Source organism: Rhizobium sp. BK602 (genome assembly GCF_014195095.1).
Taxonomy (GTDB): domain Bacteria; phylum Pseudomonadota; class Alphaproteobacteria; order Rhizobiales; family Rhizobiaceae; genus Rhizobium.
The window spans coordinates 1-20,927 of the sequence record NZ_JACIBC010000004.1 but is presented as its reverse complement, the minus strand read 5'-3'; the positions used below and the strand labels follow the sequence as shown (position 1 = coordinate 20,927).

At 61.4% G+C, this 20,927-nt stretch carries 13 protein-coding genes and 1 pseudogene; 12 read left to right on the top strand and 2 right to left on the bottom strand.

Annotated elements, in window-relative coordinates:
* Window positions 1-66: 66 nt before the first annotated feature.
* Window positions 67-1,299: an ABC transporter substrate-binding protein gene (locus tag FHX11_RS13880; protein WP_184358233.1), complete on the bottom strand. Its 1,233-nt coding sequence runs from the start codon at window positions 1,297-1,299 to the stop codon at window positions 67-69.
* A 652-nt stretch (window positions 1,300-1,951) separates the two neighbouring features.
* Between FHX11_RS13880 and FHX11_RS13875 the strand changes: the two genes are divergently transcribed.
* The 10 genes from FHX11_RS13875 (at window position 1,952) to FHX11_RS13830 (ending at window position 17,283) form a co-directional block, all read left to right on the top strand.
* Entirely contained in the window at window positions 1,952-5,005 is a 3,054-nt protein-coding gene (locus tag FHX11_RS13875) for a hypothetical protein (protein WP_184358232.1), read from the top strand.
* Window positions 5,006-5,036: 31 nt separating this feature from the next.
* On the top strand, window positions 5,037-9,656 hold the full coding sequence (locus FHX11_RS13870) for a GMC oxidoreductase (RefSeq protein WP_184358231.1): 4,620 nt from the start codon (window positions 5,037-5,039) through the stop codon (window positions 9,654-9,656).
* A 114-nt stretch (window positions 9,657-9,770) separates the two neighbouring features.
* Window positions 9,771-10,655, top strand: coding sequence for an isoprenylcysteine carboxylmethyltransferase family protein (locus FHX11_RS13865; RefSeq protein WP_184358230.1), 885 nt, complete (start codon window positions 9,771-9,773; stop codon window positions 10,653-10,655).
* Between the two features lie 404 nt (window positions 10,656-11,059).
* Window positions 11,060-11,824: an amino acid ABC transporter ATP-binding protein gene (locus tag FHX11_RS13860; RefSeq protein WP_184358229.1), complete on the top strand. Its 765-nt coding sequence runs from the start codon at window positions 11,060-11,062 to the stop codon at window positions 11,822-11,824.
* Window positions 11,821-12,465 carry an amino acid ABC transporter permease gene (locus FHX11_RS13855; protein ID WP_184358228.1) on the top strand — a complete coding sequence of 215 codons (645 nt, stop codon included), beginning with the start codon at window positions 11,821-11,823 and terminating at the stop codon, window positions 12,463-12,465. Before FHX11_RS13860 ends, FHX11_RS13855 begins: the two co-directional genes overlap by 4 nt.
* A complete protein-coding gene (locus tag FHX11_RS13850; RefSeq protein ID WP_184358227.1) occupies window positions 12,465-13,127 on the top strand; it encodes an amino acid ABC transporter permease in 663 nt (220 codons plus the stop codon). The genes FHX11_RS13855 and FHX11_RS13850 overlap by 1 nt, the downstream gene beginning before the upstream one ends.
* Window positions 13,128-13,151: 24 nt before the next feature.
* Window positions 13,152-13,991 (top strand): transporter substrate-binding domain-containing protein, encoded by an 840-nt coding sequence (locus FHX11_RS13845; protein WP_184358226.1) that lies wholly within the window; start codon window positions 13,152-13,154, stop codon window positions 13,989-13,991.
* A gap of 68 nt (window positions 13,992-14,059) precedes the next feature.
* Window positions 14,060-14,794: an aspartate/glutamate racemase family protein gene (locus tag FHX11_RS13840; protein ID WP_184358225.1), complete on the top strand. Its 735-nt coding sequence runs from the start codon at window positions 14,060-14,062 to the stop codon at window positions 14,792-14,794.
* A 30-nt stretch (window positions 14,795-14,824) separates the two neighbouring features.
* Window positions 14,825-15,970, top strand: a complete 1,146-nt coding sequence (locus tag FHX11_RS13835; RefSeq protein ID WP_184358224.1) for an aldo/keto reductase — start codon at window positions 14,825-14,827, stop codon at window positions 15,968-15,970.
* Between the two features lie 29 nt (window positions 15,971-15,999).
* A complete protein-coding gene (locus tag FHX11_RS13830; RefSeq protein WP_184358223.1) occupies window positions 16,000-17,283 on the top strand; it encodes an FAD-binding oxidoreductase in 1,284 nt (427 codons plus the stop codon).
* Between the two features lie 36 nt (window positions 17,284-17,319).
* Here FHX11_RS13830 and FHX11_RS13825 read toward each other — a convergent pair whose 3' ends face one another.
* Window positions 17,320-18,264: a LysR substrate-binding domain-containing protein gene (locus tag FHX11_RS13825; RefSeq protein WP_184358222.1), complete on the bottom strand. Its 945-nt coding sequence runs from the start codon at window positions 18,262-18,264 to the stop codon at window positions 17,320-17,322.
* A 92-nt stretch (window positions 18,265-18,356) separates the two neighbouring features.
* Here FHX11_RS13825 and FHX11_RS13820 point away from each other — a divergent pair, with 92 nt between their 5' ends.
* Complete coding sequence (locus FHX11_RS13820; protein ID WP_184358221.1) at window positions 18,357-20,798, top strand: FAD-dependent oxidoreductase; 2,442 nt, start codon at window positions 18,357-18,359, stop codon at window positions 20,796-20,798.
* 34 nt (window positions 20,799-20,832) lie between these two features.
* Window positions 20,833-20,927, top strand: a pseudogene (locus tag FHX11_RS13815) (electron transfer flavoprotein subunit beta/FixA family protein); the annotation flags it as partial.

The following is a 20,927-nucleotide window of genomic DNA, read 5'->3' as shown; positions in this document are numbered from 1 at the left end:
ATCGCAACTCATTTACGAAACTGCCCCGGCAACCATGCCAGGGCAGCGGATACCTAACGGCAGGACTTAGTTCCGCGCAACGATGTCGGCATATTGCTTGGCGGCATCGGCAGGCGTCATCGACGGGTTGCTCCAGAACTGGGTGACCAGATCCTTGATGGCGCCGACCGTTTCGCTGGTGAAGGACAGTTCGGCGTTCGGAGCGAGTGCGTTCGGATCCTTGAGCAGCCCGGCCGCCTTCTGCGTGCACATGTCGGCGTTGGCGAGGTTCACGTCGATGCGGGGCGGCAAGGCGCCCTTGACTGCGTTGAAGGCAAGCTGGGTTTCCGGTGCGATCATCACGTCGACCAGCAGCTTGCGGGCCGCGACTTGTTCAGGCTTGTCGCCAACCGGGAAGACGAAGGTATCGGAGACGATGTTCAGCACGCCGTTCGTGCCCGGCGCCAGCTCGCAGCCATATTCCTTGCCCGGCGTCAGGCCGGCAGCCTGGAATTCGCCCTTGGCCCAGTCGCCCATGATCTGCATCGCGGCCTTGCCAGTGATGACCATGTTGGTGGCGTCGTTCCAGTTGCGGTTGACATTGCCGTCGTCGACATAGCCGCGCAGCTTGGCGAAGGTTTCGAAGGACTTCACCATCAGCGGGCCGCCGGCAACGTCGACGTCGTGCTTGGTGTAGACGTCGGTGTAGAACTTGTTGCCGCCGGTTGCGATCATGATCGAACGGAAGACGAGCGCTTCCTGCCAGGCCTGGCCGCCGAAGGCGAGCGGCACATAGCCCTTGGCCTTGATCTTGTCGGCGGCGGCGAAGAATTCGTCCCAGCTTGTCGGCGGCTTGACGCCGACGTCGTTCAGGACCTTGGTGGAGTACCACATCCAGTTGGCGGTGCCGATATCGATCGGAACGGCGTAGAGGTGACCGTCGACGCTCGCCTTGTCCACGACCAGCTTGGGCAGGAATGTCTGCCAGCCCTTGGTGGAGGCGATGTCGTCGATCGGCGCCAGGATGCCTTGTTCGACCAGCGGCTTGATTTCGCCGAGATCGACCACCATCGAGGTCGGTGCGTCGCCGCCGGCAAGACGGCTGAGAACAGCGGCGCGCGCGGCCTCATAACCGGTAACCGGGCTGTCCTTCCAGGTGCCGCCCTTCTTGGCAACATCATCGGCGATGACCTTGATCGCGGCGGCTTCGCTGCCGCTCGTCCAGTAGTGCATGACCTCGGCCGTCTGTGCAAAAGCCTCGTTCGAAAGCAGCAAGGCAATCGCGGTGCCCGCACCGATCAATGAAAGTTTCGTTCCCATTGTGGTCCCCTTATTGGTTTCATTTCCGGGACCGAGTTAATTTTGTCACCTCGAAAATAGCAATTTTGATTTTATGTGCCATTGCGTCGCCAAAACCGATTTACCGTGAGCTCGCCCAGGTCGTGCGCGGTTCTTCGCCAATTTGCGATTCCCCGATATTGCCGGAGCGTTGTCGGAAGCTTTCCCCTGCAAACGTCACCTGGCTTTCACCAAGATGACCGGCCGGGCGAATGTCACCGATCTGTTCGCGCGACTTGAGGCGCGCTTGTCTGCGCATGACCGAGCCCGGTCGAGAGCGGAAACGAACTCTCAGATTGTGTGCGGAAATTTATAATCAAACGGAGGTTTAACAAGAATCCGCTTGCCAAACGACAAAAGGCAATTAATACTTTAATTAGAGTATTTAATCTCAACTTTGTAGGGCAAGCTATCCGTGGTCGTGCGTTGAGCGGCTGATAGATACTTCTCTTCGTGCGGCAAGAGACCGGGACATGGATTGTCCGGACAGGCTGCAAGAGAAGGCCAATTCCGCAAGCCAGGATATCGGCAGCGAAGAGCATCATTGTAGCAGGAAGAATTCGTAAAGCAGGCAACTTCCACACGGGGGACGACGGTGGGCGGTCTGGCGATATCGAGTTTCCGAAACGCGCTGTTGCGCAGTGCCAACGCATTGCGGGCGATCGCTGTTTTCATGACATTGCTGATCACCGCCCCTCAGATCGCGCTGGCGCAGCCGAGCGACTATCCGGGGGCGTCGCTTACCCCACGATCGCAAGCGGGATGGGACGCGACACCGAACGGGATCGATCCATCGGCCCCTCCGGATGAGCCGCAGGGCGGCCTGACCGAGGCGGGCACGCCGTTGAACAAGCGCGGAGGGGAATGCTTTCCAGCCGAACCGCGCAATCTCTTCAGCGATGTCGACATGGTGCCCGGCGCCGACGGCAAGTTGCATCCGTTCGACTATCAAACCAGTGGCGCCGTCAGCCCGGAGGCGCGCAGCGCGATCAGAGGCAAGAATACCTGGATGCTTTGGGGCGAAGGCAATGATGTCTTCTGGAACTGGGTGCAGCAGCACGGCTACGGGCTGACCGATTTTCTGGTCCTGACGGATTCCAGAAACCGGGACCAACGATTTGCCAGGTTCGGCCTCATCAACCAGCCGGGAATGAAGGCGCAGACCGACAGGACCAAGCGGCTGCTCGGCCTTTATGTCGATCAGGCCGACGGCGAAGAAATCAAATTGAAGCAGCCCGGCACCGACATCGATCCCAAGACGCAAGCCCTGGTGGCCCGTCCTGCCTCAAGATCCGGCTGCGAGGCCTTCGAGCCGTGGGACCGGGGTCAGTATGACAAAGTGCTGGCTGCGCTTCCCGATGACGGCCTCGATCCTGATGTCTATGGCTATCCCAGCGGTATCGTCGGCCTGAGGCTGATGCCGAATCCGGATTTCTTCGGCAAGACCGATGCCGCCCGCAAAGCGCGGCAATACTGGAAGACGCGCGTCGAGGATGCGCCGGGCGATCCCTATTACACGGATATCTCCGTCAATGCCGATCCCAACTTGGTCCGGCCTTTCCGCGTCAGCATGTCCTGCGGCTTCTGTCATATCGCGCCGCATCCTCTCAATCCACCAGCCGACGTCGAAAAGCCGCAATGGTCCAACCTGTCGACAACCGTCGGCGATCAATACTGGAATCCGGTCTCGACATTCGCCAATCTCAAGAAGCCGGAAAGCTTCCTCTATCAGTTCCTGGCCAGTCAGCAGCCGGGCACGATCGACACCTCCCTGGTCAGCACCGATCACATCAACAATCCGAACACGATCACCGCCATATTCGGCGTGCCGGCACGGCTGGATCGCGCCCAGAAGAACCCGCCCGAAAACCAGAGCGCGGCGAACCTCCTCATCCCGCATATCGAGGACCCGCAGCAGGGAACCAACCCCAGACATACGCCGCGCGTCCTCTTGGACGGATCGGACAGCGTTGGGATTTTCGGCGCCCTGTCGCGCGTCTATCTCAACATAGGCGCCTATTCCGAGGAGTGGAAACGGGTGCAGAACTCCATCGTCGGATTTACCCCGCAGCGTCCCTTCGCGGTTTCGACCGCCCTCAAGAACTCTGTCTATTGGCGCACCGCCGACAAATATCGCATTCCCTATCTTGCTGCGTTTTTCACCTATCGCAGCCAGCAGGATGGCGAAAGCGTCACGCGCCCGATGCATCTCGCCGACACGCCTCAAGGCAAGCCGATCATCGATGCCGAACGCAACGATGCTGCCCATGGCCGCAATGTGTTCGTCGAAAATTGCGCCGTCTGTCATTCCAGCAAGCAGCCGGCCGGCTTCACCCTGCGCTTTTCGCGCGATTGGGCAAGCAAGGATGTGCCAAGCTTCGACAGTTCGGCGACGCTGACCCTGCCGATGGATTTCGCCGACTGGCAGGATTTCACAAGGAGCAAGAACTACGGCGACTACGTCAAGCAGATCCGCGCGCTCGCGGGCCAGCCCGCGGATCTGCCGGATGCTTTCCTGAAGGACAATTACCTGTCGACCGACATCCGCGTGCCGATCACGCTCGTCGGCACGAACTCCGCCCGCGCCGTCGGCACCAATGCGATGCGCGGACAGGTCTGGGACAATTTCTCCTCGGAAACCTACAAGTCGCTTCCAGCCGTCGGCGAAGTGCATTTCTTCAACCCCTTCTCCGGAAAACCGGCCGACCGCTGGGGCAACAACGATACCTATGCTCCCCCCGCCGGAGGACCGGGATACTACCGGCCCGCTTCGCTGATCAGCCTGTGGGCAACCGCCCCCTTCCTGCACAACAATACGCTCGGCGAATATACCGGCGATCCCTCCGTCAAGGGCCGCATGCAAGCTTTTGACGACGCGATCGACAAGATATTGTGGAGCGGAAAGCGCGAGACGAGCAGCGTCCGCCTGCCCGGCGATCTTCGTGGCAAGATGGCGCTTGCCGATGGCGACCGCGGCTTCATCTACCGGACGACGCAGCCGACATGGATCGATTTTCCGGCCCGGTTCATCCGTCCGCTCATCAGCAGCGTGATCGGTCCCTTCTGGACCTCCTTTCTCGCGACCTATCTGTGGATGGGACTTGCGGTGGGAGCAGCGTTGCTGGCGGTCGTCGGGCGGCCGCGACATGCGGGTTTTGTCTTCGCGTTGGCCGCCATATTGGCGGGGGTGGCGCTGCGCGCGAGCCGGGTCGACACGGTCTATCCGCTCCTGTGGCTGGTACCGGTCGCGGCGGCAGCTATTGCAGCGCTGCTGTGGTTCGCCACTCGTCGCCTCTGGATCGGCAAGGCCATCTTCGCCGTGCTTGCCCTGCTCAGCCTGCTTGCGAGCCAGCAGGCGAATGCCTTCTTCGACGGCAAGGCGGGCGACCTGAAAGTCGGCCCCATTCCGACCGGCACGCCCGTCAGTCTGGTCATGAATATGAACCCGGAAGCGCCGGCGGGCGATCTGCTGCAGGCGGTCTTCGGCCTGACCCGCGGCATTCTGCGTGTCCGAAAGAGCTCCCTCCCGGACGGTCCTGCCTGGGAAGCCTTCCGCGACGAGGCGGCGGCACCCTTGATGCGCGTGAGCAAATGCCCCGATTTCGTGCAGGACCGCGGACATTGGTTCGCCGATGCATTGCCGGATGACGAGAAGAAGCAGCTCAAGGCATTCCTGAAAACGCTCTGACGTCCTCGAAAACGGAGACCGACAAGAGGCCATGGCAACGGAGTCGCAGCAAGCCACGATCGATACGGCCATCGCGCAGGCGAGCGATCCCGCCGTCACGCCTTTCGACTATATCGTCGTCGGGTCCGGGGCGGGCGGCGGCCCGCTGGCCGCGCGCCTGGCGCTCAGCGGCCGGCGCGTCCTGCTCATCGAGGCAGGCACCGATCCGGCGATCGACGACAGTGCCAAACCGAGGGAAGTCTACGACGTCCCCGCCTACAACGGCGCGGCGACCGAGGACGAGGTGACGAGTTGGGATTTTTCGGTACGCCATTACGACAGCAATGCCAAACAGCGCGCCGACAGCAAGTACGATCCGGCCAGGGACCCCTCGCAGCACGGCGAAACCGGCAAGGGCGGCATCTTTTATCCGCGCGCGGCGGCGCTCGGCGGCTGTACGTCGCATCATGCCATGATCATCATCCGTCCCAACGATTCCGACTGGGACGACATCGCCCGGCTGACCGGCGACGACAGCTGGCGCTCGGAAAACATGCAGGGCTATTTTCCGAAGATCGAGCAATGTCTGTACTACAAGGTCTACAAGGGCTTTCTCGGCAGCATTCTCGGCGGGCTTTTGAGGTTCGTGCAGGCCATCGCCACCTTCATCAACCCGCAGCGCCATCTCGATCCGAACGGCCACGGCTTCAGGGGCTGGCAGCCGACAAGCTTCATCGACCCTATCGTCATTGCCGGCGTCGCGCGGCGTGACCGCACCTTTCTCGGCCTCATCTTCGATGTCATATGGTCTGCCCTTGCCGGCAAGGGCGAGCGATCGATCTTCAGGCGGGCGCTCGCGCATCTGCAGATCATCCAGTTTCTCGATCCGAACGTGCGCGCCGCCGATATCGACAGCCGCGCGCGGCTCTCCCTGATATCCATCGGAACCAACGGCCGGACGCGGTACGGATTGCGCGAATGGTTGCTGGAGGTCGCGTCCAGATATCCGGACCGGCTCGTCGTGAAAACCGGTGCCCACGCGACGCGTCTTATCTTCGAAAAAGGCGAAAACGGCGCAGCCCCCCGCGCGGTCGGCGTCGAGGCGGTGTTCGGAAAGTATCTCTACAGGGCCTCGAAACGCAACGGCGAAGCGGAAGCCGGAGAAACGATACAGTATTTCGCCAGCCGGGAAGTCGTCGTCTGCGGAGGATCTTTCAACAGTCCTCAGCTGCTGATGCTGAGCGGCATTGGCGATGCCAGGAGGCTCAAGGCGCTCAGCATCGCCGGACCGCGCGACAAGGATGGCACCGAGATCGCTCCGGTCGTCAATCTGCCCGGCGTGGGGGCGAACCTTCAGGATCGCTACGAAGTCAGCGTCGTGTCCGAAATGCGCAAGGAATTCGCGACGCTAAAGGGGGCCACTTTCCGGCCCGGCGACCCCAATGACCCGCTGCGGGCCCAGTGGCTCGCCGACGGGACAGGGCTTTATGGCACCAATGGCGGCGCGCTCGCGATGATGCTGTCGTCAACGGCCAACAGGAAGAAGGAAAATCCCGACCTGTTCGTCTTCGGCGTTCCGGCCGCCTTCCGCGGCTATTACTGGAACTGGTCCAGGGAACTGCTGAGGCGCAGCAAGGGCGCTCCTCGCGACCAGCGCGATCTCTGGACCTGGGTGATATTGAAAGCCTATACCGACAACAATCACGGCACGGTCACCCTACGCACGAACGATGCCTTCGACGTGCCCGATATCAATTTTCATTCCTTCTCCGAGGGACCTGCCGGATATGGCGCCGATCTCGACGCGGTCTGCGAAGCCATCCAGCGCGTGCGCGAGATCAACGGCAAGATCACCGGCATGAAGGACGAGATCCAGCCGGGCAAGGGCGTGGCGAGTGACGGGCCGGCGCTCAGGCAATGGGTGCAGGACGAGGCATGGGGGCACCATGCCTGCGGCACCTGCCGGATGGGTCCGGACCGCTGGCAGCCGAACGTCAAGTCGTTGCGAGACAAGGGTGCGGTGCTCGACAGCGGCTTCCGGGTCCATGGCGTTCGCGGCCTGCGGGTTGTCGATGCCTCGGTATTTCCGCGCATTCCCGGCTATTTCATCGTTACGCCCGTGTTCATGATCGCCGAGAAGGCCGCGGATGCGATCCTGGCGGATTCTCCGGCCTATCCGAGCGAGATGGAGCAGCGCGAAGCCGCCGCGATCCATCGCCGCCGCGGTCAGCTTGATGCCGTCGCCGACCCGAAGGAGCTCGCGCCGACCTCGCTGCCCGAGGATTGCATCGGGCTTGCCCTGTCGGGCGGCGGCATCCGCAGTGCCACCTATGCGCTGGGCGTCCTGCAGGCATTGGCGGCAACCGGAATCCTGCGGCGCGTCGACTTTCTGTCCTCGGCATCCGGCGGCGGCTATATCGGCGGCTTCCTCGGCCGGCTCTACACACGCATGACCGAGGACACCCCGGACAAGATCGAGCGCATCGAGGCTACCCTGACCGATCCGAATTCTGCGGAGATCTGGTGGCTGCGACGGCATGCGGACTATCTGATCGGTGGCGGCCGTTCCGACGTGCAAACGGATATCGCCATCATCGCCAGGAACCTCGCGGCCGTGCTTTTCTGTGTCGGCGCCTTCTTCCTCGGCTGTCTCGGATCGCTTCGGTGGATAGCCGAGATGATATTGCCGGGCGCGGCCGTGGAGTGGAAGATAGCCGGCATATCCGTCTCGCCCTGGTGGCTCGCATCGGGGGCGCTCCTGCTGTTCGCCGTGCTGCCGATCTCGATCGGCTATTGGCTGACCCCCAACGGCGGGGTGAGATCGCCCTATTCGCGTTTCGGCATTCTTGGCTGGTTGGTCCTGCTGGGCTGCATGATTGCCGCGATCGGGGTCGGCGGTATCGGCGGCATGGCCCTCATCGCCACGATTGTTCTGGTCTTGGCCTGGTTCTGGCAGGAAGGCGTACGCTGGAACGTCTCCTCCCATACGACCGGCGGCGGTTTTGCCACGCTTTATCGCAATCGGCTGTCCCGCGTGCTTGGAAGCGTTCTTCTGATATTCGTCGGGACGGTCGGATTTGTCCTCGTCGACAGTCTTGCGCGCGCCATTGCGGCGAAAGACCACAGCTCGGCCATGGCGGGATCGATGCTGGCCGCCTCGCCGCTCCTCCTGTTTCTACGGAAGCTGGTGATCGGTCTCATTCCGCGTGACGACGCCCAAATGACCGGCAAGGCCAGCGGCAAGCTTCTCATTCCCGTCCTGGCGTTTTCCTTTGCGGCCCTGCTGTTTCTCGCGGTCGATATCCTGGCGCATAGCGCTTTCAAACAGGGGCTTTCAACCGGCGTCTGGGTCACTCTTGCAGGGCTGGCCGTCTCGGCGGCCGCCGGCCGCGCGATCAATTTCCTCAACCTTTCCTCCCTGCAGCAATCCCTGACGCAGAAGCTGACGCGGACGTTCCTGGGGGCGTCGAACAATTGGCGCGTTCACCCCGTCGGCACGGACGCGCCGGTGCCGATCCAGGTCTCCGACGAGGGCGACGACATGTCGCTCAGCGACTATCATCCGGAGCGCAACGGCGGGCCGCTGCATCTCATCAATGTCTGCATCAATCAGACCGTCGACCATATTTCCGGCCGTCAGCTTCGCCAGAACAAGGGGCTGCCGATGTGCCTCGGGCCGGGCGGCATCAGCGTCGGCCAGCAATATCACGCCATCTGGGAAACACCTCCCGAAGATCTGGCCGCCGACAAGGCCATCGTTCGCGCGTTGCCGGTGGCGCCCGATCCTCACAAGTTCCATGTTCTGGGTCGGTGGTCGTCGGAAACGGCAACGGTCGAGCAGTTGACACTCGGACGCTGGCTTGCGATCTCGGCCGCGGCCGTGTCCACGGGCGCCGGGCGGACCAGCAGCTTGCCGATGTCGCTCCTGCTGGGACTGCTCAACGTGCGCCTCGGCTATTGGTGGAACAGCGGCATCAATGCCGGCCAACGCCCCGGCAGATATCCTCCCAACCTATGGCAACGAATAAAGTCGCTGCCGGCCACCATCTTTGCCGTGCAGGCTATGTTGCTCAACGAATGGCGCGGTTCTTTCGAAGGCCCATCCGCCCGGCGCTGGTATCTGAGCGATGGCGGGCACTTCGACACGACCGGCCTCTACGAGCTGATCAGGCGGCGGCTGCCCTTCATCATCGCCGTCGATGCGGCCGAGGACGAGCAATATCGGATGGATGATCTCGCCATCCTGATGCGCCAGGCGCGGCTCGATTTCGATGCCGAGCTTATCTGGCTGGACCCCGGCTCAAGTGAATCCGCGGCAAATCCCTGGCAGGGGCTGGAACACGCCGCGGCGCCAGTGATCATCCCCGGTTGGATCAAGGGCCTGATCGCCCATCCCGAGCGGCTCGGAAGCCTCGAACAGCTGAAGCGGAATGGGCCGGCCTGCGCGGCGTTGGCGCGAATTCGCTACCGCGATCAACCGGGCAGGAGCTCCTGGCTTCTGCTGATCAAGGCCAACCTCGCGCCGGCAATCCCGGCTGATGTCCGCAATTATGCGACGACGCATGCGAGTTTTCCCAACGAAGCGACCATCGACCAGTTTTTCGATGACGATCAATGGGAGAGTTACCGATCTCTCGGTCAATACGCCGGCAGGGCAATTTTCGACACTTGAGGGCAGGGGGTTTGCCACCTGTGTCCCATGCGATCGCGTACCGACCGGCCGGAAGCCGGGATCGTCGTACAGGCAGTGGAGTCGTGATCTCATCGCAAGAAAGGGGATTATGAAATGGGCCAGTTCCTTGAACCAAGTGCAGAAGAACTTAGGCTGAGACGGCGAAAGGTCTTCGCCTTCCTCTATGGCAGCTTTATCTACATCATCGGCGTCTGGGGTATCCTGCTTTATACCGTCGGCTTTGTCGGGAACTTCTTCGGACCGATCATCAACAGCCGGTTCGGCGCCGTCTTTCCCTGGAAGTCGATCGACATGGGAACGGTGGAACCGTTCTGGACCGCCTTGGCCATCAATATCGGGCTTCTGCTCATTCTCGGTCTGCAGCATTCCGGGATGGCCAGGCCGACCTTCAAGAACTGGTGGACAAGGATCGTCCCGAAGCATCTGGAAAGATCGACCTATATCGTCGTAGCGATCGCCGCGCTGGCGCTGCTGCAATGGCAATGGCGGCCGATACCCAATGTCATCTGGAACGTCGAAGATCCGTTCTGGCGGCCGCTCCTGGGGTGGATTTCCTTCGCCGGCTGGCTGACCGTGCTGTGGGCCACCATCCTCGTCGGCCATTGGAAGGTCTTCGGTGTCGATCAGGTGATCGATTTCCTTGAAGACCGGCCCTATACCAAAGCCCCTCTGACGACGCCGGAATATTACAAGGTCGGTTGGCCGATCACCATCAAAGGCCTCTGGTACTACTCTCGCCACCCCGATTTCCTTGGCTTCATCATTGCCTTCTGGGTCACGCCGACCATGACGGTCGGCCATCTCGTCTTCGCGATCGGGCTGACGATCTACATCATGATCGGCATCTATTTCCTGGAGCGCAATCTCATCAATCTGTGGGGTCCGGATTATGCGGAATATGTGAAAACCCGCTCCAAGATCATCCCGTGGTTCGTCCGGCGTGGCCCGGTTTCGCTGTCCCAGAGCAAAACCGAGTGACCGTCTTGATGAAACCGGATCGATGATTCATATCCAAGGACCGGTGAGACCTGCGTTTCGGGTTGCTTCAGGGTATGATTTGACGCTGGAAAGCCGTCTGCTTCCTTCTAGCGAGCTATTTGCACTTGTCCTGGCCGCATAACCTCAAGTTATCCTGGCCGCTATTTTTTTTCGACTCCCATCCCCATCCGTCACTGTTAGAGTTTCGCTAACAAAAGTGGGAACGGGACGCTTCCAAAGCGAGGCGACCAACAAGGCAGATAGTCACGACGCCATGAGCCAGGGCCATTCACGCCCGTGCTGATGCGTGCGCTTCATCGGGAGTCGACGGTATTGGTGACATCGTATGCAGTGGCGATGGTTCAAGACTTACGTTCCAACGCAAGTGTCGAGCGTGGCCGGAGATGAAAGCCACTACCGGTAAAACGCTCATTGGCCTGCATTCGCTCAGCAAGCGTTACGGAACACATACCGTTCTGGACAAAATCGATCTCGAAGTCAGTTCAGGTGAGGTTCTCGCGATCATTGGACCCAGCGGTTCGGGCAAGAGCACTTTGCTTCGCTGCATCAATTATCTCGAGCCTCCGTCGGGCGGCACGATAACCATTGGTCCAACCACAATTAACGCGGCGCAACCAGTGTCCCCTGCCGAGCTTTCGAGCCTGCGCCGGCGTGTCGGCATGGTCTTCCAGTCATTCAACCTCTTTCCCCACATCTCCGTGCTGCGCAATGTCAGTCTTGCGCAGGAGCGGGTGCTTGGCCGCAGCAGGGCGGAAGCGGACGAGCGTTCGATGCAGTTGCTTAGCCGCGTCGGGCTTTCGGAAAAGGCCGCGCAGTTTCCCGGCCGCTGCTCGGGCGGACAGCAGCAGCGCATTGCCATCGCCCGGGCTCTCGCGCTTGATCCCGAGGTCATGCTGTTCGACGAGCCGACATCCGCGCTCGATCCGGAGCTGGGGCTCGAGGTTTTGGCAGTCATGCGGGAGCTTGCCACGAGCGGGATGACGATGATCGTCGTCACCCACGAGATGGGGTTCGCCGAAAACGTATCCGACACGGTGATGATCATGGCGGATGGCCAGATCGTCGAGAAAGGCCGGTCGGCCGAGGTCATGCGCAATCCGCAGCATGAGCGGACACGCCGCTTCCTTCGCGCGGTGCATGACCGATGAGTGCCGTCGATCTTTTTCTGTTCGTTCGCGGCCTTGCCTGGACCACGGCCTTGACCATCGGCTCCTTTACCATTGGCGCTCTCCTCGCAATTCCCCTTCTGGCGGCTCGCCGAAGCCGGCTTTTCCTGGTGCGCCTTCTGGCATCGATCGCGATCCAGGTCGTGCGCGCCATCCCGCCGATCCTCTGGTTGTTCATCATCTTCTTTGGTCTCGGGATAAGCGTTTTCCCGATCAGCCCCTTCGTGGCGGCGCTCGCCGGCCTTGGCCTCATCGCTGCGGCGAACATGGCGGAAATCTATCGCGGTGCGCTGAACTCGATCCATCACGGTCAATGGGAGGCCTGCGCGGCCCTCGATCTTGGCCGGTGGTCCACGATGCGGGACGTCGTGGCGCCGCAGGCCTTCAGGGTGGCGCTGCCGTCGGCGGCAAGCTACCTCATCGGCTTGATGAAAGAGACGGCCGTCGCCTCGACGATCGGGGTGACCGAGCTTGCCTACCAGGGCAACCAGCTTTCGCAGCTGACGTTCCGTGGTCTGGAAATCTTCGCCTTCGTCGGACTGTTCTACATTTTTCTCAGCCTGCCGGTGGCCTGGCTGTCGCGTATGGCCGACGCGCATCTCCGATCCAAGGTGGCGCGGTGATGTTTCCAAGCTACGACGAAATCGTCTCCTGGATGCCCGAGCTTCTCGGCGGCCTTTCCATCAGCCTTCAGGTCACCGCGCTCAGCCTGTTGCTGGGTATTCCGTTGGGGCTCTTGCTTGCCTTGGGCGTGCTGGCGCGCAGCAGGGCGCTACGGGCCATTTCGCTCTTTCTGGTGGAGGTGGGGCGCGGCGCGCCGGCTCTGGTGCTGCTGCAATTCATCTATTTCGGATTGCCGAGCATCGGGCTGACGATCGAGTCCTTTGCTGCGGCGGTGATCGCGCTTGCCTGGAACACCGGCGCCTATACCAGCGAGATCATCCGGGCGAGCCTGCAATCGATCGCGCATGGCCAGCGCGAGGCCGCCGAGGCGCTCGGCCTCAACCGGACCGACGAATTGCGCTTTGTCCTGCTTCCGCAGGGCCTGCGCGTGGCGCTGCCGGCTCTTCTCGGCTTCTCGATCCTCATTTTCCAGGGCACGTCGCTATGCTTCACGATTGCCCTGCCGGAACTCGTGAGCCGTGCCTACGAAATCGGCTCCACCACCTTCCGCTATTTCCCGGCCCTCATTTGCGCCGGTGCTCTCTATGCCTGCATTTCGATACCCGCCGCTCTTCTCGTCGGTCATGTCGAAAAGCGGGCGGGTCTTTATGTTCAACGTTAATCTTCAACAGAAAGGAATTCCGGCATGCCCGCATTCAAGTCCAAGACTTACCTCCTTCTGTCCGGCATTGCCGGCATGCTCCTGTCGGCCCAGATCGCGCATGCCGAGGATTGCACGCCGCAGCATAAGTTCACCACCATCGCGCCCGGTACGCTGACGGTTGCCGTCACGACCTATGCGCCGCACTCCTATCTCGATGACAGCGGTAACATGAAGGGGATCGACGGCGACATCGCCGCCGAATTCGCCAAGCGCGAATGCCTCAAGGTCAAGGCGGTTGCCGTCGATCCGGCCGCAGCGATCCAGTATGTCCTTTCCGGTCAGGCCGACATCACCACCGGCGACTGGTATCGCACCGCCGAGCGGGCCAAGGTCATGAGCCTCTCAGCGCCGCTCTACACGGACCAGATGGCGATCTATTCGAAGCAGGATTTCAAGAAGGTGTCCGATCTCGAAGGCAAGAAGGTGGGCACCGTTCAGGGCTATCTCTGGGTTGCCGATCTGAAGACCGTGCTTGGCGCGTCGCTGAAGCTCTATCCGAATTCCGTCAACATGCAGCAGGATCTGTTCGCCGGCCGTATCGATGTCGCCGTCGACGGCTATTCGACGGGGGTTGTCGCCGCGCAGAAGGGTGCGTTGAAGGATGTCAAGGTTGCCGTCGCGGCCGCGGATCCGCGCGTGAAGGCGACCAAGGAAGCGGCGCAGGCCGGCTTTCCTTATTCGCTGAAGGCGAAGGAGTTCGGCGAAGCGCTCGATAGCAATATCGAGGCGATGCATAAGGACGGAACGATCGTCAAGATCCTGAAATCCTACGGCCTCGACGGCACGGCGGGCGAAACCGGCGCTCCGCGTCTGGTGCAGTAAGGCCATGATGTGCGGGGGAGGCGATCTTCCCCCGCATGTATGCGAAGAGAGTTAGGGAGATATCGGCGATGACGGTCTACACGGTCACGCGCAAGACGCAGTCATGGTACGGCGAGCAGATCGGCATCCTGATCCTCGATGCGGCCTATCCTTGCATTCCCGGCAACGTCGGAAATGCTACCACCTACACCTATCCCGTCCGGTTTCAGGAAGTGCGCGGAGCCTCGATCGACAGGCTTCTCAATCAGCGCGATCCCGCCCTGAAGGAGGCTTTCATCGAAGCGGCGCTGGAGTTGCAGGCTCGAGGGGTCAAGGCGATTACCGGAGCCTGCGGTTTCATGGCCTATTTTCAGGAGGAAGTGGCGGCGATGCTCGACATTCCGGTCTTCCTATCCAGCCTGATGCAGGTTCCCTTCATGCACGGGCTTTGCGGCGGCAGCGTCGGTATCATCACCGCCAATGCATCGCGGCTCGCGCCGCGACATTTCAGGGCTTGCAACATCCCCGACAGCATTCCCCTGGCGATTGCCGGCATGGAGGATCAGACGGAGTTTCGCGAAGCGATCCTCGAGGAAAAGGGGACGCTCGATTCCGCCGAAATCGAACGCGAGGTGACGCGGGTCGCCCGTCGGCTGGTGGAAGAGCATCCGGAGGTGCGTTCCATCCTGCTGGAATGCAGCGACCTGCCGCCCTATGCGCATGCGGTACAAGCCGTCACCGGGCGTCCTGTCTTTGACTTCATCACAATGATCAACTACGTCCAGCAAAGCATCGCCCGCCGGCCTTATGCCGGCAGCATGTGACGCGCGGCCGTTTCGCCCAGGACCTCAACCATGGCTGTCGATCAATATTATCTGCTGGGGCGCTCGGGACTACGCGTCAGCCGCCTGGCGCTGGGCACGATGACCTTCGGCAACGGCGGCATCCGCGGTATCGGTGGGAACTGGGGCGCGGACGAGGCGGCCGCACGAACAATCTTCAACCGCTACATCGCCGCGGGCGGAAATTTCATCGATACCGCCAATTCCTATGCGGGGGGACTGAGCGAAAAACTCGTCGGCGCCTTCGTCGCCGAAGCGGGCTTGCGCGACGATGTCGTCATCGCCACGAAATTCTCCAACAATGTGTCGCCTGGCAATCCCAACGCCGGCGGTAACGGTCGCAAGGCGATGATGCAGGCGGTCGATGCTTCGCTCAAGCGCCTGAAGACCGACTATATCGATCTTTATCTGCTGCATACGTGGGATCGCATGACGCCCGCCGAGGAGGTCATGCGAACCTTCGACGACCTCGTGCGGGCCGGCAAGATCCGCTATGCCGGGCTCTCCGACGTGCCCGGCTGGTATGCCGCGCGTGCTCAGACTTGGGCCGAGGCGCATGCTCTCACCCAGCCCATCTGCCTGCAATTGCCCTATTCGCTGGTCGAGCGCAGCATTGAGCCCGAATTCGTGCCGCTTGCCGAGACGCTTGGTCTTGGCATCACCGCATGGAGCCCGCTCGCCATGGGGCTCCTATCGGGAAAATATCGCCCCGGTTCGGCGGAACAGGGGCGGCTGTCGCAAGATGCATCCGGCGGCGGCCTTGGATTGTTCACCGAGCGCAATAGGTGCATCCTCACCGTACTGGAAAGGATTGCCGGCGAAATGGGGCGCAGCATGGCGCAGGTGGCGCTGAACTGGTGCGTCAATCGCCCTGGCGTCGCGGCGGCGATTATCGGCGCGAGCCGGCTTTCGCAACTCGACGACAATCTTGCCGCACTGGACTTTACAATTCCGCCCGAATTTCGTTCCGAACTCGATAGCACCACCGCCATCGATGCTCCCTATCCCTACGCGCTCTTTGGCGACGATTATCAGGCCGCGATTTTGAATGCCGGCGCATCCGTCGGAGACAAGCCGCCGGGCTATAGACGGGAAATCCTGCTGCCCAAGATTACCGACTATGCGTTCGGTCAGCCGAAGAACAAGGATCCGGGCTGAATGCGCGGTCGACCGGAAGGACCCATGATATGTTGAATGACGCACGTTCCCATGGCCTATGGGAAAAGACCGCCATTGCACCCCCTCGGACATCTTGCCTGACCGGTCGTCTCGTCGCGGATGTGGTGATTGTCGGCGGCGGCTTCACCGGGCTTTCGGCGGCTCTGCATCTCGCCGAGGCCGGGCGGCGCGTCGTCGTGCTCGAGGGTCGTGAAATCGGCTTCGGCGGATCGGGCCGCAATGTCGGCCTGATCAATGCGGGCATGTGGGTGATGCCCGACGACCTGCCGGGGGAGCTCGGCGAGGTCCACGGTGAGCGGCTCCTCCAGCTTCTCGGCAATGGTCCGCAAATCGTGATGTCCATTGTCGACAAACATGGCATCGAGTGTGAACTCGAGCGCAACGGCACTTTGCACTGTGCGGTCGGCAAGGCTGGCTTGAAAGAAATCACCGAACGCGCGAGGCAATGGCAAAAGCGTGGAGCGCCCGTCGAACTCCTGGATGCGGCGGCGACGGCGGCCCGCATCGGCACGAAAGCCTATGCCGGATCGCTTCTCGATCGACGCGCGGGCACGCTGCAACCGCTCGCCTATGTGCGTGGTCTGGCGCATGCCGCGTTGCAGGCGGGCGCCGTGCTGCATACAGGGTCTCCCGTTCTGTCTTGCGCCCAGGAAGGAACGGGCTGGAAGGTCTCGACGGCCAGCGGGTCGGTGATCGCGGAATGGGTCATCGTTGCGACGGATGCCTATAGCGAGGGACCATGGGCGAATGTCCGCCGCGAGCAGGTGCATCTTCCCTATTTCAATCTCGCCACCCGCCCGCTGTCGCCCCAGCTGCGCGAGACGATCCTTCCCGGTCGGGAAGGTGCATGGGATACGAAGGAAATCCTCTCGTCTTTCCGGATGGACAGGGCCGGTCGCCTCGTGTTCGGCAGCGTCGGCGCCTTGCGCAATACCGGTACGGCCATCCATGTCGCCTGGGCAAAACGTGCGCTCGCCCGGTTGTTTCCTCAGCTGGGGTCGGTGGAATTCGAATATGAGTGGTACGGCAAGATCGGCATGACCGACAATGCCCTGCCGCGCTTCCATCGTTTCGGGCGGAACATCGTCGGCTTTTCCGGGTACAATGGCCGCGGCATAGCGCCGGGCACCGTGTTCGGCCAAGTCCTGGCCCGTCATATTCTCGGCGAACTGGAGGAGGCCGACCTACCGCTGCCGGTCACCGATGCAAGACAGCAGTCCCTGAGAGGCCTCAGGGAATCCTATTACGAGGTCGGTGCCCAGCTCGCGCATTTTTCCGGCGAGCGGTTCTAGAGGGCGGCGGCGAATTGACGTTGATCGTGTCGGCGGTCAGGGAACGGGGATCTCTTTGGCCGCGCTGATCGGTGCGTCGGCATTCTGTTCGAGCAGCCAATCCCGGAAGAGCGTCGCACCATGTTTTGTGGGGCGCTGCGCCGGCATGACGACATAAATGGCTTGGCCGGAGCGGTGGACGGCATCAAGCGGATAGACCAAACGACCAGCCTGAACGTGATCGTGGACAAGGTGCTTCCAGCCCAGCGCCACGCCTTGTCCGAGAACGGCAGCCTCGATCGAGCTGAGCGCGTCCGTGAAGACGAAGTCCTGTTTAAGGCGGGTGATCGGGACCGAATGGTGGGTCAACCATTCTCGCCAGCCAAGCCGGACACGGTGTCTTTCTTCGAAATGCAGAAGCCGGTGATTGAGCAGATCGGCCGGTTCGTTGACGGGACCGTGCTCCTTCAGATAATCGGCACTGCAAACGGGGATGACTTCCTCGGTTACGAAGTGCCATGCATGTATCCCCGGCCATTTGCCGATGCCGAGACGCGCTGAAATATCGATGTCTTCCTCATTCAGATCCTGGTCGTCGCGACTGCTTTCCTCGATGCGCAGTGCGATATCGGGATACTTCCCCTTGAAGTCCTTGAGGCGCGGAAGAAGCCAGAGTTGCACGAAGGAGGTCGAGAACGACACTCTGACAGTGTCGTTCGAATGCTTCGTGCGCAAGGAGGTCAAGACCATGTGCAGGTGGTCGAAGGTCTGCTGCGTTTCCCTGTAGAGCCTCAGGCCCTCGGCGGTCAGTTCGAGGCGCGTGTGTTCGCGGCGAAACAGTTTCAGCCCCGTCGCCTCTTCCAGCAGCTTGATCGTTTTGCTGACGGCCGGCTGGCTGACATTCAGTTCCTCGGCCGCCGCCGTGAAGCTCCGTCGTCGTGCCGCGGCCTCGAAGACGAAAAGATAATTTGCCGAGGGAACCAGGGATCGCAGTCTGTGCATAAATTGAAGTTATGCTCCTCTGCATTTTTTTGCAACGTCACAAGTGCATTCCTGGTCGGTAGTCTCGCCCGAAATCAAACCGGGAACTCTCCATGCAAACTCATGCTCGCGCCGTGGTCATTGGCGGTGGTTGTGTCGGCGCCGCCATCCTTTACGGTCTTGCCAAACGCGGCTGGACGGATGTCGCGCTTCTGGAGCGCACGCAGCTGACCGCCGGCTCCACCTGGCATGCCGCCGGCCTCATTCCCTCCTATGCGCGCAGCATCAATATCGGCCGGATGATCGCCAAGACGATCGAAATATATGAAGGCCTGGAAGCGGAGACCGGCCAGCATGTCGGCTGGCACAAATGCGGACAGTTGCGCGTCGCCAACACGCGTGACCGTCTGGACGAATACAAGAGCTATATGAGCGTCGCCGCCGTTCAGGGCATCCGCGCCGAACTCGTGACACCGCAGCAAGCGCGCGAACTTTGGCCGCTGCTCGAAAACAATCACGACATGCTGGCTGCTCTCTATCACCCGGATGATGGTCATATCGCGCCCGCCGATGTAACCCAGGCGATGGCCAAGGGCGCGCGCGACCGTGGTGCCAAGATCTATCTCAATACCGAAGTGCGCGGCTTCGAACGCATGCCGGGTGGCGAGTGGAAGATCCTGACCAGCCAGGGTGAGATCATATGCGAACATGTCATCTCGGCGACCGGCAATTATGCCCGCCAGACCGGCGCCATGCTCGGCCTCGAAATTCCGGCAATCCCTATCGTCCATCAGTATTGGATCACGGACGCCGTTCCGGAGGTGATCGAGCGCAAGCGGCAGGGCCTGCCGGAAATGCCCATCCTGCGTGACGAGGGCTTCGAGGGCTATCTGCGCGAGGAGGGCGATGGCCTGATGTTCGGTCCCTATGAAAAGACCGAACACCTCAAGCTCTTCGCCGAGAATGGCGTTCCGGAATGGTTCGGTGCCGACCTGCTGGAGGAGGACTTCGATTCCGTCTCCTGGAATTGGGAACGTGCCATGGACCTCGTTCCGGCCCTTGGCCGGGTCGGCATCAAGGCGAATGTGCGCGGTCCGTTCCAGATGACGGCCGACGAGTTGCCGTTAATGGGGCCGGCCTGGGGTCTGGAGAATGTCTGGATCGCGGAGGGCGTGCCCGGCGGTATCCTCTGGGGCGGCGCCATCGGCTATTACCTGTCGGAGCGTATCGTCGAAGGCGCCAACAGCCTCGACACGTCCGAACTCGACCCGCGCCGCTTCGGCGATTATGCCAACAAGGAATGGACGCGGCAGAAGGTACGGGAAAGCTGGGGCACGCATGCCGAGCTGCATTATCCCGGCCAGGACATGCCGGCAGCCCGTCCGCAAAAGACCGCACCCTCCTACGATATTCTGACGAAGCGCGGCGCCGTCTGGGGTGTGCTGAACGGCTGGGAAATGCCGAACTGGTTCGCACCGGAGGGTGTCGAGGCCAAGGATCAGCACAGCTGGCGCTGGACGGAGAAGGGCAAATATGTCGGCGAGGAAGTCCATGCGGTGCGCAACGCCGTCGGCCTCGTCGAAATGACGCCGATGACGAAATTCGAGGTCTCCGGTCCAGGCGCCGAGGCCTGGCTCGACGGCATCCTCGCCAACCGCCTGCCGAAAATCGGCCGGGTCAATCTCAGCCACCATCTGACGAAGAACGGCGGTGTCCAGGCGGAGTATATCGTTTCGCGTCTGGAGGATGGCACCTTCTATCTCATATCGACGCCGCGGGCGGAGCGCTGGAACTACGACGATCTCTCCAGGCTGCTGCCAAAGGACGGCAGCGTGTGGCTTCGCAACGCGACGAATGAGCGTGGCTGCTTCACGATCGTCGGACCGAAGGCGCGCGAGGTGTTGCGGGGCCTGACCGAGATCGACCTCTCCAATGAGGCTTTCCCGTGGTTTGGCGTGAAATCGGGTACGGTCGGGCTTGCCACCGATGTCCGCCTGTTGCGCGTCAACTACGAAGGCGAACTCGGTTGGGAGCTTTACCATCCGCTTTGCTATCAGCGTCATCTCCTGGAATCGCTGCTGGCGGCGGGCGAGCCGCATGGCCTGCGCTTGATCGGCCTGCAGGCGCTGGAATCGCTCCGGCTCGAAAAATCCTATCGTGCCATGTACCGGGATATGAATCCGGAGCTGACTGCCTGGGAAAGCAGCCTCGATCGCTTCATTCGATTGGACAAGGGCGAGTTTATCGGCAGGCAGGCCCTGGTTCGGCAGAAGGAGCAGGGCGTCAAACAGCGATCGGTCACGATTTCCATCGATACGGACGGAGCAAGCTCGTACATTCATGAGGGTGTCTATCATAAGGGCAAACTGGCCGGCCGTATCACCTCCGGCGGTTACGCCTATACGCTTGGCTGCGACGTTGCTTTCGCCCTGCTCCCTGTCGAGCTTGGAAGCTTCGGGACCGAACTGGAAGTGTCGATCCTGGGGGAGATGCGCAAGGCGCGTGTAATCGCGGAATCTCCCTATGATCCCGAAGCTGTGCGCGGACGGATGTGATGGCCGCGAAATTGAAGAGATGGAGGCTCCCACGATGAAGATTCTGGTCCCGGTAAAGCGGGTTGTTGACTACAACGTTAAGATCCGCGTGAAGTCGGATGGGACGGGTGTGGAGCTTTCGAATGTGAA

Excerpts from the sequence above, each read along its gene's own strand:
- FHX11_RS13880 (WP_184358233.1), bottom strand. The coding sequence starts at position 1,299 with ATGGGAACGAAACTTTCATTGATCGGTGCGGGCACCGCGATTGCCTTG.
- FHX11_RS13870 (WP_184358231.1), top strand. The coding sequence starts at position 5,037 with ATGGCAACGGAGTCGCAGCAAGCCACGATCGATACGGCCATCGCGCAG.
- FHX11_RS13865 (WP_184358230.1), top strand. The coding sequence starts at position 9,771 with ATGGGCCAGTTCCTTGAACCAAGTGCAGAAGAACTTAGGCTGAGACGG.
- FHX11_RS13860 (WP_184358229.1), top strand. The coding sequence starts at position 11,060 with ATGAAAGCCACTACCGGTAAAACGCTCATTGGCCTGCATTCGCTCAGC.
- FHX11_RS13855 (WP_184358228.1), top strand. The coding sequence starts at position 11,821 with ATGAGTGCCGTCGATCTTTTTCTGTTCGTTCGCGGCCTTGCCTGGACC.
- FHX11_RS13850 (WP_184358227.1), top strand. The coding sequence starts at position 12,465 with ATGTTTCCAAGCTACGACGAAATCGTCTCCTGGATGCCCGAGCTTCTC.
- FHX11_RS13845 (WP_184358226.1), top strand. The coding sequence starts at position 13,152 with ATGCCCGCATTCAAGTCCAAGACTTACCTCCTTCTGTCCGGCATTGCC.
- FHX11_RS13840 (WP_184358225.1), top strand. The coding sequence starts at position 14,060 with ATGACGGTCTACACGGTCACGCGCAAGACGCAGTCATGGTACGGCGAG.
- FHX11_RS13835 (WP_184358224.1), top strand. The coding sequence starts at position 14,825 with ATGGCTGTCGATCAATATTATCTGCTGGGGCGCTCGGGACTACGCGTC.
- FHX11_RS13830 (WP_184358223.1), top strand. The coding sequence starts at position 16,000 with ATGTTGAATGACGCACGTTCCCATGGCCTATGGGAAAAGACCGCCATT.
- FHX11_RS13825 (WP_184358222.1), bottom strand. The coding sequence starts at position 18,264 with ATGCACAGACTGCGATCCCTGGTTCCCTCGGCAAATTATCTTTTCGTC.
- FHX11_RS13820 (WP_184358221.1), top strand. The coding sequence starts at position 18,357 with ATGCAAACTCATGCTCGCGCCGTGGTCATTGGCGGTGGTTGTGTCGGC.